The sequence below is a fragment of the Calidithermus roseus genome (assembly GCF_003574095.1).
Lineage (GTDB): Bacteria > Deinococcota > Deinococci > Deinococcales > Thermaceae > Calidithermus > Calidithermus roseus.
Genome location: NZ_QWLA01000083.1, coordinates 1 through 14,898, shown reverse-complemented (window position 1 = coordinate 14,898; position 14,898 = coordinate 1). Strand labels below are relative to the sequence as shown.

The following is a 14,898-nucleotide window of genomic DNA, read 5'->3' as shown; positions in this document are numbered from 1 at the left end:
CCCCCGCCCCCCACCGGCAGTCTCGACTTCAAGCGGGTCCAGATCGACGCCGATAGCCCCCAGTCGGCCTGGATGAAGGCCATCGCCGATCTCAACCGCGACGGGCTACCCGACCTGATCATCGGCGGGGACAACGTCGAGTTGGTGTGGTATGAGGCCCCCCACTGGAGCAAGCACCTCATCGACCCCTCCACCCGCAGCCAGAGCGGCAGCGCAGTGGCCGACCTCGACACCGACGGCGACCCCGACATCCTCATCGGCACCCACTGGTACGAGAACGACGGGAACGGAAGTGCCTGGACCAAGCACCCCCTGGGCAACGCCGGCACCCACGACATCGTAGTGGCCGACTTCAACAAAGACGGTCGCCCCGACGTGGCCATGCGGGGGGAGAGCGACTCCCCCGTCACCCTCTTCCTGCAGCAGGGCCAAGGCCAGTGGAGCACCTTCGACATCGACCCCGGCTATGGTCGCAACGGGCTGGACGTGGGCGACCTCGACCGCGACGGCTGGCTGGACCTGGCGGTGGGGGGCATCTGGATGCAGAACCCAGGGGGCAGCGGCGCCGACCTGGCCAGCAAAAGCTGGGCCAAGCACACCTTCGCTGGGGGCTGGCCCCAGTACGCCGCGGTGCGGCTGATCGACCTCAACGCCGACGGCAGGCTAGACGCGCTCCTGTCGCCCTCGGAGCAGACGGGGGAAGTGGCCTGGTTCGAGGCCCCCGCCGATCCCCAGCAGGAGCAGGGCTGGGTCAAGCACCTCATCCACAGCGGGGTGAACAGCGTCCACAGCCTGGACGTAGTGGACATGGATGGGGATGGAAGGCTGGACGTGGTGGGCTCGGAGTTCCGCGGCGACAAGCGCCTGTTCGTCTGGCTCAACCGGGGAGGTGGGGAGGAGTGGGAGGCCCACGTCCTCGCCCGCGAAGGGCTGCACCAAACCCGAGTGGCCGACATCGGCAACGACGGGGATTACGACATCTTCGGTCACGTCTGCCCCGAGCCCGAGGCCTGCTTCGGTACCGGTCCCGTCGTCCTCATGGAAAACCAGGCCGCCGACAGTTCCGATAAGGTGCTGGTGTTCTCCAAAACCGAGTCCTTCCGCCATGACTCCATCCCCGATGGCATCGCTGCCATCCGGCAACTCGGCAACCAGAATGGGTTCGCCGTGGACGCCACCGAAGACCCCACGGCCTTCACCTCCGGCAATTTAGCCCGGTACAAGGCCGTGATCTTCCTCAACACCCAGGGCAACGTGCTGAACTCCTCCCAGCAGGCCGCCTTCCAGCAGTACATTCAATCGGGCGGGGGCTTCGTGGGGGTCCACAGCGCAGCGGATACCCTGACCGGCTGGCCCTGGTACATCAGGCTGGTGGGAGCCAAGTTTGCCAGCGAAATCCGGGCGGCCGGGCTCAAGATGACGGTGGTGGATGGCTCTCACCCCTCCACCCAGGATTTGCCCAACCCGTGGTACTTCGAACTCGAGGCCTACAATTTCGACGTCAATCCCAAGACCAACGGCGTCAGTGTGCTGCTCAACCTCGACGAGGGTTACGTGGACGGGGGCACCATGGGCAGCGACCACCCCATGGCCTGGTATCACCTCTACGACGGCGGGCGTTCGTGGTACACCAACCTCGGCTCCAACAAGGCCGACTACAGCGACCCCAGCTTTCTGGCCCACCTGCTCGGGGGCATCCGGTGGGCTGGAAAGCTGGGCTCAGACTAGGCGCAGCCAGCCATCCGCCGGATGATGTCCAAATACGCCTCGGCCCGACTGGGCCAGGTCAGTCGGCGGGCGTGATCGCGGGCTGCCTGGCGCCATTCCTGAGTGGGTGGGGTGGCTAGCAGGCGCCCCAGCGCCCCGGCGAAGGCCTCGAGCCGTGGCTCGACCACCACCCCCACCTTCCCCACCACCTCGGGCAAAGCTGCGCAGTCCGTCACCAGCACCTGGGTTCCACAGGCCAAGGCCTCGAGGGCAGGCAGACCGAAGCCTTCGTAGAGGCTGGGCAACGCCACCGCGTCGGCGGCGCAGTAGGCCAATCGCAGCAGCGCGTCATCCACGTTCTGGAGAAAGAGCACGTCCTGGCCTTCCCGCAAAGCCAGCTCGCGCAGCACGGCCTGGGTCTGCTCGCGCCAGCGGGGACCGCCAGCCCCCCCGACCTTGAGCAGCACAGCGCCGGGGAAGTCCTGACGGGCCCTGGCGAAGGCCCGCAGCAGCAGGCCCACGTTCTTGCGCGGCAGCTCGGTGCCCACGTAGAGCACCAGCGGTCCCTTCAACTCGCGCCCCAGGTATTCGCTCAGGCGCTCACGAGCTTGCTCGGGAGTGGGGCCGGGCTCGAGGAAAGCCGGGTCCACGCCGTTGAGCACCACCTCCACCCGGCCCTCGAGCTGGGGCAAGTGACGCAGCAGGCGCCGGCGGGTGAACTCCGAGACGGCGATCACCCGGCTGGCCCAGCGCAGCCCGTAAAAGCTGGCCTCCACGCTTTTGTGGCCCCACCAGCCGAGCGTGCCCCGGTCACCGGGGAAGTCCACCACCCCGATGTCGTGCACGATCACCGCCCCCGGCAAGCCCCCGGTGTCACGCAGGGCTTCGGCCCCGGTGAGCTGGGGCAGCAGGACCAGGTCGGCGGGTTGCTCCAGCCGCACCCCGATGGGCCGGGTACGCAGCAGCGGCAGAGGCAGGCTGCGGTAGGCCGCCCCCACCACCCGCACGCGCTCTCCCCATCCTGCCCGCAAGCTGCTCAGCACCCGCCCGATCCCGCTCTGGGGAGAATAGGTCTCGAGGTTGGGCACCGCGAGCGTGAACTCCATCCTGAAGTGAAGCTACCACAGCTCCGCGTCCCTACAGAAGTCGCCGAGCTGATGGCCGATAGCCCAATCTCACATACGACGCACAACCCCGAAGCTAAAGGCTGCTTTAGGCTCCCTTCAAGCTTATCCTTCGGATCCCATGGTTCAATATTTCGATCTTGCGGCGGCCTCGAGGGCTGCCTCCTGACCCCAAGGAGAAACCACAACTGTGAAACAGCGCCTTCCCCTTCTTGCCTTCGCTCTGGTGATGGCGGCTTGTGTCACGCAGCAAAACCCCGATCCCTCCTTCACCCTCTCCCTTTCGGCTGTGGACGGCAACCTCACCCTCGTCCAGGGCGAAAAGAAAAACATTACGCTCCACATCGAGCGACACGGCGGCTTCAGCGAAGCGGTCAGCCTCAGCCTGGAGAAAAAGGGCGGGGGTGGCTTGCCGAGCGGGGTCAGCTATGGCTTCGACCCCAGCGTGGCCAGTGGCAGCAACAGCACCCTCAGCCTCGAGGTCTCGAGCGGCGCGCCTGTCGGGAGCTACGACCTGCAAATCAAGGGGAGTGCGAGCAGTAAGACCCAGTATGCCTACCTCAGCCTCACTGTGCAGGAGAAACCCCAGCCCGGCAGCTTCAGCCTAACCGTTAACCCTTCCAGCCGCAGCCTCGAATTGCCCACCAGCGGCTCGGTCACGACCACCACCGAAGTGGGCATCGTGCGCAACAACTTCACCGACGCAGTCAGCCTGAGCCTGGAAAGCTCCGATGGCAGCGCTCTGCCTGCCGGCATCAGTGCCAGTTTCAGCCCTGCCAGCAGCACAGCCGATAAAAGCACCCTCACCCTAAGCGTGGCCAGCACGGTTCAGGCCAATACCTACAGCCTGCGGGTCAAGGGCACCGCGGGAGGCACCAGCAAATACGCCCCTTTCACCCTCACCCTCACCGCTCCGCCCTCACCACCGCCGTCCGGTCCCGCCAACGCCACGCTGCTGCGCAGCTACCAGTGGCTACAGAGCAGCCCCGAAGGCGACCAACCCGCGGTGGAAGCCATGTTCTACCGCCCCCGCCAGTTCAAGAGCGGCGTGAACATCCCCGATGAGGAGGGCCACGGAAGCATCGACGACGCGGGAGCCTACCAGGGCTGGGATGTCCTCACCCCACCCAACGGCGGCAAGCACGGTTCGGTCTGGCAGTACAGCAAGCCGGTGTTCATACGCCTCACCCTCAACCGCGACGCGCGGCTGGCGGTGGTCTGGCGGGCCGACCCCAGCAAGGTGCCCAACTGGCTGAAGAACAACTGGAGTGAGCAGGGAAGCGTCAGGATCGCCGGAAGTGATCGCCGTGTCTTCGTCAAGAATTTCAGCGCCGGCCAGACCGTCGAGCTAGGCTCGGTCTACGACCCCGGAGCGAGCATCAGCCAGAACCTCGAGACCTACTGGGTGCTCTTCGGCGAGAAGGACGGCACCCCCTCCCCCGCCCCCGCCCAACTGGGCAGCCCGGCGGCGGAGCCCAACAAGCCCTGCCCGCAGTGGGTGCACGACCAGTACACCACCGAAGTCACCATGCCCAACGGCAGCAAGCGGGTGCTGGCTACCTGGCACCCCCAGGTAGACCCCGTCTACTGGTGCTACTTCGGCCACGACCACGGTTCCGACCCCAGCCTGTTCAAGGCGGGCTACAAACCCGCGTTTGGCTACATCCAAGACGACCTGCACACCAGCGGTGTGCTGCCCGAAGGGCATCCCGGCTTCAAGAACTACGTGTGGGAGCGGGATGGCTACCGCTGGCTGTTCGTGCACCACTTCGGCACCGGCGCAATCGGGCGCGTCTGCCGCCAGTTCCACAGCCTGCAGGTCGCCGTGGCCAACAAGTCCACGGGTGAAATCGTGGCCGACCTGCACATCAACACCGACTTCGGCCCCTCCACCGACAACAACACCGACCTGCCGCTGGACGCCACCTGCCCTCCGGAGGTGCCCACCCCCAGCCAGGTCGCCAACCAAAGCAACGGCGAACGCAAGCTCCACGTCTACGACGGCACTCAGGGCAGCCTCAACGGCTACGAACCCTGGCGCTCGGACGTGCCAGGTAACATCCTGGGTCTCAACCTCGGCGGCCTCACCTTCGACACCGTCAACCCCATCACGGCCTGCAAGGACCCCGGCTGCAGCAGCCTGATGCGCATCGGCACCAGCACCGGCGAGACCCGGCTTTTCGCCGTGGCCACCGACCCTAACGGCCCCGCGCTTTCCATCGACGCCTCCAAGGCTGCCGCCACCGGCGAGTTCTACACCGACATCTACGGTAAGAAGTTGCTCTCACCCTCGGATCCCGGCGCGGTGCGGCAGTACATCAAGCCGGGGCTTAGGCTCGAGGTGCGCAATGAGCGCAACACCGAATGCTTCGCCCGAGACGCCTTCTTCATGTTCTACGAGGGCTGTGCGCTCGCCGCTGACGTCCCCCAGGCCTTCATGAACATCGAAGGCGCCCTGAGCGATAAGAACTAGCCCCCTCCCGCCCCCCCACGCTTCCTCCTATCGTGGGGGGCATGTCGTAGGGGAGGTCGGCCCTCACTCGGAGAGACCTCGAGCCAGCACCGCTCCTACCAGCAGGATCCACATGGTCAGGTAAAAACCCACCAGCGCCAGCAGGAAGCCGGCGATGGGTCCGTAGAGCACCTCGTAATACTGCGCCCTGGGCAAAAGCAGCGGCAGGCCCAGCCGCATCCCGTCCCAGGCCAACGCCGCCACGGAGGCGGCCACCACCGCCGCGCCCAGGCGCGGGGCGGGCAGCGGCAGCAGGACATAAGTCAGCAGGAAGAGCACGAAGGCTCCGATCAGGGGAAGGGCCACCTCGAGGCCCCCCCGCAATATGCCCAGCTCAGGGGGCAAGTAGCGCAGCACGAAGGATAGAACCAGACCCCCCAAGGCCAGCAGGATCAGGGCCAGGCCCAGCATCAGCGGGGCCAGGAGCGCCAGCACCCTCGAGCGCACGTAGCGCCAGGAGCGCTGCCCCAAGCGCAGTAACCTCTGAGCCATTATGGAGGTATGGCCTTCTGCCAGGACCGGAGGCTTGTTTTGATGCGAGTTGGATGCAAGTCCGCCGAAGATGATGCTCAGCGCGTGGGCCAGCGCGGCGAAGAAGTTGCTCGAAGTCCATAGCAAGATCACCAGACTGCCCAGCGTAATCGAGAAAGCGCCCCGGGTGAGGAAACTCACCAGGCCACCGGCGAGTTCGGGCTCGGTGGGCAGCAAATAGACCGTCAGTTCGACCAGGCGCAGCAGGAAAGCGTTCCTCAGGTCTTCGTTGCCCGAGAGCACGAAGCCGAAAACCCCCACCAGCAAGAACAGCAGGGGCATGAGGCTAAACAGGGCGTAATAGGCCAGGGCTGCCGCAAAGAAAGGGATGTGGGCGTCGGTATAAGCCCGGTACATCCGGGAGAGCCAGGGGTTCATGACCTGCGGCGCCCCAGCCTCACTCCCGAACCTGCCCATCGCCCAGGGCGATCCACTTGGTGGTGGTCAGCTCACGCACCCCCATCACCCCGTAGGCGTGGAGCTTGCTGGTGGAGATGCCGATCTCGGCTCCCAGGCCCAACTGGAAGCCGTCGTTGAAGCGGGGCGAGGCGTTGACCAGGACCAAAGAAGCGTCCACCTCGCGCAGGAAACGCATGGCGTGGGCGTGGTCGTTGGTGCAGATGGCTTCGGTGTGGTTGGAGCCGTAGCGGGCGATGTGGGCGAGGGCTTCCTCGAGCGTGTCTACCACCTTGAGGGTGAGGATGAGGTCGAGGTATTCGGTGTGCCAGTCCTCCTCGCCAGCCGCCTTGACCGTGGGCAGGATCTGGCGGGTACGCTCGCAGCCGCGCAGCTCGACCCCGGCCTGGGTCATGGCCGCCTCGAGCCGGGGCAGGAACTCGGGCGCGATGGTCGCGTGGACGAGGACCTTCTCGAGGGCGTTACAGGTGCTGGGCCGCTGAACCTTGCCGTTGAGGGCGATATCCACAGCCTTATCCACCGCCGCGCTCTCGTCGACGAAGAGGTGGTTGACCCCTTCGGCGTGGGCCAGCACCGGCATGCGGGCCTCGCGCTGCACGAGTTCGATGAGTTCCTTGCCCCCGCGGGGGATGATCAGGTCCAGCAAGCCTCCCAGGTGGCACAGCTCGAGGATGGCCGAACGGTCGGTGGTGGGCACGAGCTGGATGGCCTCGCCCGGCAAGCCCGCCTCCAAAAGCGAATCCTGCAACAGTCGCACCAGGGCCTCGTTAGAGCGGAAGGCCTCCTTGCCCCCCCGCAGCACGATGGCATTCCCCGCCTTCAGGGTCAGGGCGCTGGCCTCTACCGTGGCGTTGGGGCGCGACTCGTAGATGAAGCCAATCACGCCCAGAGGCACGCGCATCCGGCCTACCTGGAGCCCGTTGGGGCGTAGGGAGAGCCCCTCGATCTCCCCCACCGGGTCGGGCATCTCGGCCACCTGCAACAAGCCCGCCACCAGGTCATCGCGCACCCTGGGCGTGAGCTTCAGGCGATCCAGCTTGGCCCTGGAGAGCCCACCGGCCTCGGCGGCCTCGAGGTCCTGCCGGTTGGCGGCCTCGAGGAGCGCCCATTCGCTTTGCAGCCGCGCCGCCGCCCGCCGCAGGGCTAGGGCCTTGGCCGCCGGGCTGGCGCTGGCCAGAACCCGGGCAGCCCGCCTGGCGTTTTGGGCCATCTGCACGATCTCCCCGATCATGCCCTCGAGTTTACCCGAAGCCCCCAGCGGCCAACTCGCTGGCGAGGGCGAAGTAGTCGCGGTGGATCACCTCGTCGGAGTGCTTGTAGCCCAGGATGGCCTCGAGGTCGCGGGTCTTGGCCCCCATGATGCGCTCGATCTCGGCGGAGCTGTAGTTGACCAGGCCCACCCCTACCAGGTTGCCCCTCGGATCGAGGCAGCGCACCGCCTCTCCCACCCCGAAACTGCCCTTCACCCCCCGAATCCCCGCCGGCAGCAGCGAGGCTCCACCCTCGCGCAGGGCCCTGGCAGCCCCGGCATCCACTAAGATCTCTCCGGCAGGTTTGGGAAGCTGGGAGAGCCAGAGCTTCTGCCCGCTGTAGCGGCGCTGTCCTGCCGCGAAGAAGGTGCCCACCGGCTCACCCTGCAAGGCTTGCAGCACGACCCCCGGACGGGTGCCGGGCAACAACAGCATGGGGATCCCGGCGGCCTGGGCCTTCTCGGCGGCCAGCAGCTTGCTGCGCATGCCTCCGGTCCCCACCTGATTAGGGTCGTCCCCGGCCATCCTGAGCACCTCGGCGTCCACCTTTTCCACGTAGCGCACCGGGCGGGCCTGGGGGTTGTGGCGCGGGTCGGCGTCGAAGAGCGCTTCGATGTCGGAGAGGATGATCAGCAAGTCGGCGGCTACCAGGGAGGCGATGAGGGCCGAGAGCTGGTCGTTGTCGCCAAACTTGATCTCCTCCACCATCACCGTGTCGTTTTCGTTGATCACCGGCACGATGCCCCACTCCAGCAAGGTCTTGAGGGTGTGGCGGGCGTTGAGGTAGCGGTGGCGGTGGGCCAGGTCCTCGGCGGTGAGCAAGACCTGGGCCACCTTGAGGTCGTGCCAGGCAAACGCCTGCTCCCATAGCTGCATCAGCACCGGCTGCCCCACCGCTGCCGCCGCCTGCTTGCCGGGCATGGTGCGCGGGCGCTGCGTCAGGCCCAACCGGGCCATGCCCGTAGCCACGGCCCCTGAGGATACCAGCACCACTTCCCGCCCTTCCCCGCGCAAAGCGGCGACCTGATCGGCGATGGCAAGCAGCCTCCTGCGCCCCTCCTTGCCACTCAACACCGCGCTGCCCACCTTGATCACCAGTCGGCGGTAAGGTGGTGAGGAAAGCGGGACTCGAGCCCTTTGCATGCCGGGATTTAGCATAGCGAATCCGCCCGTGGCTTTCAGCCGCTTATAATCCCTAATCGCATGGCGCTGTATGCCGTGGATAAACCCCTGGGCCTCACCTCGCACGACGTGGTGGACCTGGCCCGTCGCCGTCTGAACACGCGCCGGGTGGGGCACACCGGGACCCTCGACCCGTTGGCTTCGGGCGTGCTGATCCTCGCCAGCGACTCCTCGACCAAGCTCGTACCCTACCTTTCCGCCGAGGACAAGGAATACCTGGCCTGGGTGTCCTTCGGGGCCACCACGCCCACCCTCGATGCTGAAGAACCCCCGACTGAGATTGAGCCCGTGCGCTTTGGGCGAAAGGACCTCGAGGCCGCCCTGCCCTATTTTCTGAGCCTATCCGAGCAGCTCCCTCCCGCCTATTCAGCCGTCAAGGTAGGTGGGGTGCGGGCTTACGAAGCCGCCCGCAAAGGGCACGAACTCGAGCTCACCCCCCGCCCGGTGCGCTACATCAGCCTGGAGTTGCTGGCCTTCGACCCTGCCCCTACGCCCTACCGGATCGGCCCCACCGTCAACGGCTGGAGCTTACAGGAAAAAGGCCGGATGGTCGAGCTTCCCAGGCTCACCGGCGCGTTCCCCACCGCCGTGATCCGGGTGGTGGTGGGCTCGGGCACCTACATTCGCTCCTTTGCCCGCGACCTGGGCGAACGCCTGGGCAGCAAGGCCTTCCTGTCCGGCCTGGTGCGCACGCGGGTAGGCAACGTGGGCCTCGAGCGCTGCCAGAACCCCCGCGAGATCGACCCCAAGCAGACCCTGGGCGAACTCGAGGCCCTCTCCTGCCCGGTGGTCGAACTCTCTCACGCCGAAGCGCGCAAGGTGCTCGAGGGCATCCCCCTGCCCATCCCCGCACGGGGCATCGTGGCCCTGGTGGACCGCCATCGCCGGCTCCTGGCCATCGCCGAAGGCGACGGGTTCAAGCTCAAGATCCGGCGGGTGTTCAAGGGAGGAGAGGGCTGAGGGGAGAGGGCTGAGGATCGCCCGCCGCGTGCCCGTGGGCAACCCGCCCGGATTTCGTGAGCCGACTTTCCATCTGGACCGACGTTCTCGAAGGGTTTCGGTTGGACAAAAGGCCTGGCGGTGTGTTATAACGGACAAGTATGTCCTCGTGAGTCCCCTAGAGGCTTCTACGGAGGGCAGCCCGTCGCGCAGACCACTCCACCCGAGCCCAGAGAGCGCTGGGCGGGGTTTTTGGCGCGACAAAGGTTGGAGGAAACAGGCGGATGGAAGACAAGGCAACCCAGACCCCGGCTCAAGCCGGAAACCCAGAAGTATTTAGCATGGAGCAAGCCCTCCAGGACGCGGAGGCCCGGCTCGAAAAGACCGTTCAGCGCGGCCAGGTGATCACCGGAACCGTGGTGTTCAAGACCAACGACGGCTTCATGGTAGACATCGGCACCCGCACTGAAGGGATCATCCCTTTCAACCAGCTCACCGAAGCCAGCCTGCCCCAGGAGGAGCTGGAGAAGCTCCTCAAGCCCGGCGATCAGGTCACGGTCTACGTGGTGCGCGCCGACCTGGAAAGCGGACAGATCATCCTTTCCAAGAAGCGTGCCGAGGCCGACCAGTCGTGGGTCAGGCTCCAGGAGCTCTTCGAGAAGGGCGAGCCCGTGGTCGTTCAGGTCCAGGAGAAGGTCAAAGGGGGTCTGGTAGCGCTGATCGAAGGCGTACGGGCCTTCCTTCCCGCCTCGCAAGTCGACCTGCGCCGCACGCCCGAGCTCGACGAATACGTGGGCCAGAGCATCGCGGTCAAGATCATCGAACTCAACCGCAAGAAGGGCCGCGTGATCCTCTCGCGCCGGACCATCCTCGAGGAGGAGCAGAAGAAGCTGCGCTCGAGCCTGCTCTCCAGCCTCCAGGAAGGCCAGGAGGTCGAGGGCCAGGTGGTCGAGGTCACCGAGTTTGGCGTCTTCGTGGCGCTGGGCGGCGTCGATGGCCTGGTGCACCGCTCCGAGATCACCTGGGGTCGCTTCACCCATCCCCGCGAGGTCATCTCCAAGGGCCAGACCGTCCGGGCCAAGGTGCTCTCGGTGGATGCCGAGCGTGAGCGGGTCAACCTCTCGATCAAGGCGCTGGTGTCGGACCCCTGGATCAGCGTCAGCGAGAAGTACCCCATCGGCTCGCGCGTGAACGGCAAGGTGGTGGGCCTGACCCAGTTTGGGGCCTTCGTGGAAGTCGAGCCGGGGCTCGAGGGCCTGATCCACATCAGCGAGCTCTCCTGGACCAAGCGCCCCAAGCACCCCTCCGAAATCCTCAAGGAGGGCCAGGAGGTCGAGGCCGTGGTGCTGCGCATCGATCCCGAGGAGCGCCGCCTGAGCCTGGGTCTGCGCCAGACCCAACCCGACCCCTGGAAGACCCTGCCCGACCGCTACCCGCCGGGCACCCCCATCAAGGGCAAGGTCACCGGCCTGACCGAGTTCGGCGTGTTCGTGGAAGTCGAGCCCGGCATCGAGGGCCTCATCCACGTCTCCGAACTCGACCACACCCGCATCGAGAAGCCCTCTGAGGTCTTCAAGAAGGGCGACGAGGTCGAGGCCGTGATCCTCAACATCGACCCCGTCGAGCAGCGCGTTTCGCTCTCGCGCAAGCGCCTGCTGCCGCCCCCCGTTCCCAGTGACCTGGGCGAGGAGGAGCGGCCCCGCCGTGGCGCAGGCGCTGCCCGCGAAGGTCGCCCCGACCAGCGCGCCGGGGCCAGCAAGCGCAAGAAGGGCTCCCGCGAGGGCCGTGGCCGCGACCGCGACTACGACATGAGCGGCATCGACGCCGGTGGCATCGGATCCTACTCCTCCGGCGAGGCCGCTTCGGCCAGCGTCAAGCTGGGCGACATGTTCGGCGACCTGCTCAACCAGCTCGACCTCGAGGAAGAAGCCGAGAAGAAGTAATACCAGATTCGGTCAGTTCGTTCCCGAATGGGAACGAACTGACCCGACCGAAGGGAGTGCTCTAGGATTCAAAAAGATAGCCTCTGAAGGTCTTTGGTTTGGGTGATTATCTTTTTGAATCCGGTATAACCCAGAGCAAAAGCAGGGCCGCCCAAAGGCGGCCCTGCCCGCATTGGGTAGGAGTCAAAAGGACAAACGGCCCCCAGGGGGGCCGTTTGTCGCGAGCAGGGCTCAGAGCAGGGAGAGCAGCTTGTTCTTGACCTGCTTGGCGTCGAGGCCCTTGAGGTTCATGCCCTTGGAGCGCTCGACGAGTTCGTAGACCTTGTGCACGTGGGTGGTGGCTACCTTGAAGGTGATGCTGTGCTCGCCGACCTGCACGGTGACTTTGCGCAGGTTGGGGGTCTGCCAGCGCTTGGAGATCCCGGTGGTCTTCTTGCCCACGCCGCCATCGGCCTTGGCCTTACCACGGCGGATGACGCTGTTGACCACCATGGGGCGCTTGCCGCTGATTTCGCAAACTCTCGACATTGCTTTCCTCCGGCCTAAGCTGGTCCTAGCCAGCCTCACGACAACGCGCACGAGTATAGCACACCCCTGCAGCTATAGCCAAGTGCTGCGATAAACTGGGCCGGTATGCCAGGGATCGCGATCATTGGAGCCCAGTGGGGCGACGAGGGCAAGGGCAAGGTCACCGATGCCCTCGCGCAGGATGCCGACTTCGTGGTGCGCTATCAGGGTGGGGCCAATGCGGGCCACACCGTCATCGCCCACGGCAAGACCTTCAAGCTCAACCTGCTGCCCACCGGGGTGATTCATCCCCAGGCCACTAACGTGCTGGGCGACGGCATGGTGATCGATGCCTTCCGCTTTGCCGAGGAGATGACGGCCATCCGGGCTGAGGGCCTCGAGCCCAGGGTGCTGGTCTCGGAGAAGGCCCACCTGGTGCTGCCGCATCACAAGCACGTCGAAAGCCGCCACAACTTCGTGGGCACCACCAAGCGCGGCATCGGCCCGGCCTACTCCGACCGCGCGCGGCGGGTGGGCATCCGGGCGGGCGACCTGCTCGACGACGCGGTGCTGCGCGAGCGGCTGGAGACCTTGCTCATCGAAAAACCTAACTCCACCCGCGAGGCGGGCTGGGACTCGCCGGAAAAAGCCCTGGCCGACCTCGAGCGCATGCGCGAGATTCTGGCCCCCCACATTGCCGACACCGGCAAGCTGCTGCGCGAGGCCATCAGACAGGGCAAGAAGGTGCTTTACGAAGGGGCTCAGGCCACCCTGCTCGACCTCAACTACGGCGATTACCCCTACGTCACCAGTTCCCACCCCACCGTGGGCGGCATCATCGTGGGAGCCGGGGTCAACCACAAGGGCATCAACAAGGTCTACGGCGTGGCTAAGGCCTACGCCACCCGCGTGGGCAACGGCCCCTTCCCCACCGAGCTGCCCGAGGAAGAAGCCGAGTACCTACGGCAGAAAGGCGGCGAGTTCGGCGTGACCACCGGACGGCCCCGCCGCACCGGCTGGCTGGACCTGCCGCTCTTGAAGTACGCCTGCGAGGTCAACGGCTTCGACGGCCTGGTGCTGACCAAGCTCGACGTGCTCAGCGGTTTCCCCAAAGTGAAGGTGGGGGTCGAGCACACCCCTGGCGGGGTGCGCTACGAGGAGCTCGAGGGCTGGGGTGAGCTGGCGGGGATCAAGAGCCGCGAGGCCCTACCCAGGAGCGTGTTGAAGCTCATCGAGATGATCGAGGAGTACACCGGGGTGCCGGTGGTGATGTTCTCCACCAGCCCGCGCCGCGAGGACACCTTCGGCGCGGTGAGCTGGGTCTGATGAACCCAAGGCACACGTCGGCCTCAGAGCACCCCTCGAGGGGTGCTCGTAGCCCGATCAGGACTCCCTCAGCGCGAAGGGATTGAAGTTGGTGTCGCGGTCGTAGTAGTCCTCGCCCTCATGCTTCTTGAGGAAGCCCACCACGGCGTAGGTGAGGGGGGTGAACAGCACCTCCACCCCCACCTTGAAGACGTAGTTGGAGACGAACACCGTCCACAGCAGGCTGCTGTCCCAAACGCCGTAGAAGGCGATGAGCAGGAAGATGCCGGTGTCGATCCCCTGCCCTACCAGCGTCGAGCCGATGGTGCGCGTCCACAGCCAGCGCCCCTGGGTCGCCAGCTTGAGCTTGGCCAGCACGAAGCTGTTGACGAACTCGCCCGCCCAGTAGGCCACCAGGCTGCCCAGCACGATACGCGGCACCAGGCCCAGGATGGTGGAGAAGGCCTGGGCCGCGCTCTGGCTCTGCGGGTCGGCGGGGGTGGGAAGGAGGTTGACTAAGCCGAAGGTCAGCGTGGCCAGCATCAGCAGGAAGAAGCCCGTCCAGATCACCCGCCGGCTGCGCTTGTAGCCGTACACCTCAGTCAGCACGTCGCCGAAGATGTAGGCCAGCGGGAAGAGGATGGTGCCTCCGTCGAAGGTGAAAGGGCCGAGCAGGACTACCTTGGTCGAGGCGATGTTAGATACGATGAGCACCACCACGAACACGGCGGTGATGAGGTCTATGTAGCGATAGGTCTTCATGGGCGAACCCTCAACAAAACAAGAGTTTACCGGGCTCGAGGCGGCGATGAAATAACCCACCCATAGAAACGCACAGCATAAGACCCGATGGCTATCGACCGCCTACAATAGACACCCAACGCTAATCCGCCTGCGACGTGATGAACGGCAGGTTCCGGTCGAACTGCGCGCGGTCGAGGCCGTAGCCGTAGACGAAGGCGTCCTCGATCTCGAAGCCCAGGTAGTCGATGGGCACTTCCACCCGGCGGCGGGCCGGTTTGGAAAGCAGGGCTGCGACCTTGAGGCTCGCAGGCTGGCGGGCCTCGAGCATGCGCAGAAGGTAGTTGAGGGTGATGCCGGTATCGACGATGTCTTCGACGATGAGGACGTGGCGGCCCGCGATGGGGATGCGCAGGTCTTTGATCAGCTCGACCTCGCCCGAGGTGCGGGTGGAGCTGCCATAGGAGGATACCGCCAGAAAGTCGATGCTCAGGGGCAACTCGATGGCCCGCACCAGATCGGCCATGAAGATGAAGGCCCCGTTGAGCACGCACACCAGATGGGGCTGCTGGCCGGCGTAGTCCTGGGTGATCCTGGCCCCGAGGGCCTTGATGCGGGCTCGAATCTCGGCTTCAGTGATCTGAACGCTTCCTTTTCCGGGCTGGAAGATGCTCACGTTGCGATTTTACCCGAGCCGGGCGGGAGTTTTGGGGTTGGGTCCGATCAGGCGGACTCTCGGG

The 14,898-nt window shown here is 65.7% G+C and carries 12 protein-coding genes; 5 read left to right on the top strand and 7 right to left on the bottom strand.

What is annotated here, in order from left to right; translation table 11 throughout:
• On the top strand, nt 1-1,728 hold a 1,728-nt coding region (locus Mrose_RS15845), incomplete at its 5' end, for a ThuA domain-containing protein (protein ID WP_119279909.1).
• Here the strand turns inward: Mrose_RS15845 and Mrose_RS15840 are convergent.
• Entirely contained in the window at nt 1,725-2,813 is a 1,089-nt protein-coding gene (locus Mrose_RS15840) for a glycosyltransferase family 4 protein (RefSeq protein ID WP_119279907.1), read from the bottom strand. The genes Mrose_RS15845 and Mrose_RS15840 overlap by 4 nt on opposite strands.
• 208 nt (nt 2,814-3,021) lie before the next feature.
• Here Mrose_RS15840 and Mrose_RS15835 point away from each other — a divergent pair, with 208 nt between their 5' ends.
• A complete protein-coding gene (locus tag Mrose_RS15835; RefSeq protein WP_119279905.1) occupies nt 3,022-5,304 on the top strand; it encodes a COG1470 family protein in 2,283 nt (760 codons plus the stop codon).
• Nucleotides 5,305-5,367: 63 nt separating this feature from the next.
• Here Mrose_RS15835 and Mrose_RS15830 read toward each other — a convergent pair whose 3' ends face one another.
• Genes Mrose_RS15830 through proB form a run of 3 tightly spaced genes read right to left on the bottom strand, consistent with a single transcriptional unit; the run spans nt 5,368 to nt 8,684 of the window.
• Entirely contained in the window at nt 5,368-6,252 is an 885-nt protein-coding gene (locus tag Mrose_RS15830; RefSeq protein WP_119279903.1) for a YhjD/YihY/BrkB family envelope integrity protein, read from the bottom strand.
• A 19-nt stretch (nt 6,253-6,271) separates the two neighbouring features.
• On the bottom strand, nt 6,272-7,522 hold the full coding sequence (locus Mrose_RS15825; RefSeq protein WP_119279901.1) for a glutamate-5-semialdehyde dehydrogenase: 1,251 nt from the start codon (nt 7,520-7,522) through the stop codon (nt 6,272-6,274).
• Nucleotides 7,523-7,532: 10 nt separating this feature from the next.
• Complete coding sequence (gene proB / locus Mrose_RS15820) at nt 7,533-8,684, bottom strand: glutamate 5-kinase (protein ID WP_119279899.1); 1,152 nt, start codon at nt 8,682-8,684, stop codon at nt 7,533-7,535.
• A gap of 60 nt (nt 8,685-8,744) precedes the next feature.
• Between proB and truB the strand changes: the two genes are divergently transcribed.
• Both truB and Mrose_RS15810 read left to right on the top strand, forming a co-directional pair.
• On the top strand, nt 8,745-9,683 hold the full coding sequence (gene truB, locus Mrose_RS15815; protein ID WP_119279897.1) for a tRNA pseudouridine(55) synthase TruB: 939 nt from the start codon (nt 8,745-8,747) through the stop codon (nt 9,681-9,683).
• Nucleotides 9,684-9,946: 263 nt separating this feature from the next.
• Entirely contained in the window at nt 9,947-11,605 is a 1,659-nt protein-coding gene (locus Mrose_RS15810) for a 30S ribosomal protein S1 (protein ID WP_119279896.1), read from the top strand.
• Nucleotides 11,606-11,836: 231 nt separating this feature from the next.
• Here Mrose_RS15810 and rpmB read toward each other — a convergent pair whose 3' ends face one another.
• Nucleotides 11,837-12,133 (bottom strand): 50S ribosomal protein L28, encoded by a 297-nt coding sequence (gene rpmB / locus Mrose_RS15805; RefSeq protein ID WP_026234896.1) that lies wholly within the window; start codon nt 12,131-12,133, stop codon nt 11,837-11,839.
• 105 nt (nt 12,134-12,238) lie between these two features.
• On the opposite strand from rpmB, the gene Mrose_RS15800 reads away from it, so the two are divergent.
• Nucleotides 12,239-13,438 carry an adenylosuccinate synthase gene (locus Mrose_RS15800; RefSeq protein WP_119279894.1) on the top strand — a complete coding sequence of 400 codons (1,200 nt, stop codon included), beginning with the start codon at nt 12,239-12,241 and terminating at the stop codon, nt 13,436-13,438.
• A gap of 57 nt (nt 13,439-13,495) precedes the next feature.
• On the opposite strand, the gene Mrose_RS15795 is transcribed toward Mrose_RS15800, so the two are convergent.
• Both Mrose_RS15795 and hpt read right to left on the bottom strand, forming a co-directional pair.
• The gene (locus Mrose_RS15795) at nt 13,496-14,179 is read right to left on the bottom strand and encodes a queuosine precursor transporter (protein WP_119279892.1); all 684 of its coding nucleotides are present in this window, start codon (nt 14,177-14,179) and stop codon (nt 13,496-13,498) included.
• A gap of 121 nt (nt 14,180-14,300) precedes the next feature.
• Nucleotides 14,301-14,828: a hypoxanthine phosphoribosyltransferase gene (hpt, locus tag Mrose_RS15790; protein WP_119279911.1), complete on the bottom strand. Its 528-nt coding sequence runs from the start codon at nt 14,826-14,828 to the stop codon at nt 14,301-14,303.
• Nucleotides 14,829-14,898 lie beyond the last annotated feature (70 nt).

Coding starts and splice junctions, on each gene's coding strand:
- Mrose_RS15840 (WP_119279907.1), bottom strand. CDS start 2,813: ATGGAGTTCACGCTCGCGGTGCCCAACCTCGAGACCTATTCTCCCCAG.
- Mrose_RS15830 (WP_119279903.1), bottom strand. CDS start 6,252: ATGAACCCCTGGCTCTCCCGGATGTACCGGGCTTATACCGACGCCCAC.
- Mrose_RS15825 (WP_119279901.1), bottom strand. CDS start 7,522: ATGATCGGGGAGATCGTGCAGATGGCCCAAAACGCCAGGCGGGCTGCC.
- proB (WP_119279899.1), bottom strand. CDS start 8,684: ATGCAAAGGGCTCGAGTCCCGCTTTCCTCACCACCTTACCGCCGACTG.
- truB (WP_119279897.1), top strand. CDS start 8,745: ATGGCGCTGTATGCCGTGGATAAACCCCTGGGCCTCACCTCGCACGAC.
- Mrose_RS15810 (WP_119279896.1), top strand. CDS start 9,947: ATGGAAGACAAGGCAACCCAGACCCCGGCTCAAGCCGGAAACCCAGAA.
- rpmB (WP_026234896.1), bottom strand. CDS start 12,133: ATGTCGAGAGTTTGCGAAATCAGCGGCAAGCGCCCCATGGTGGTCAAC.
- Mrose_RS15800 (WP_119279894.1), top strand. CDS start 12,239: ATGCCAGGGATCGCGATCATTGGAGCCCAGTGGGGCGACGAGGGCAAG.
- Mrose_RS15795 (WP_119279892.1), bottom strand. CDS start 14,179: ATGAAGACCTATCGCTACATAGACCTCATCACCGCCGTGTTCGTGGTG.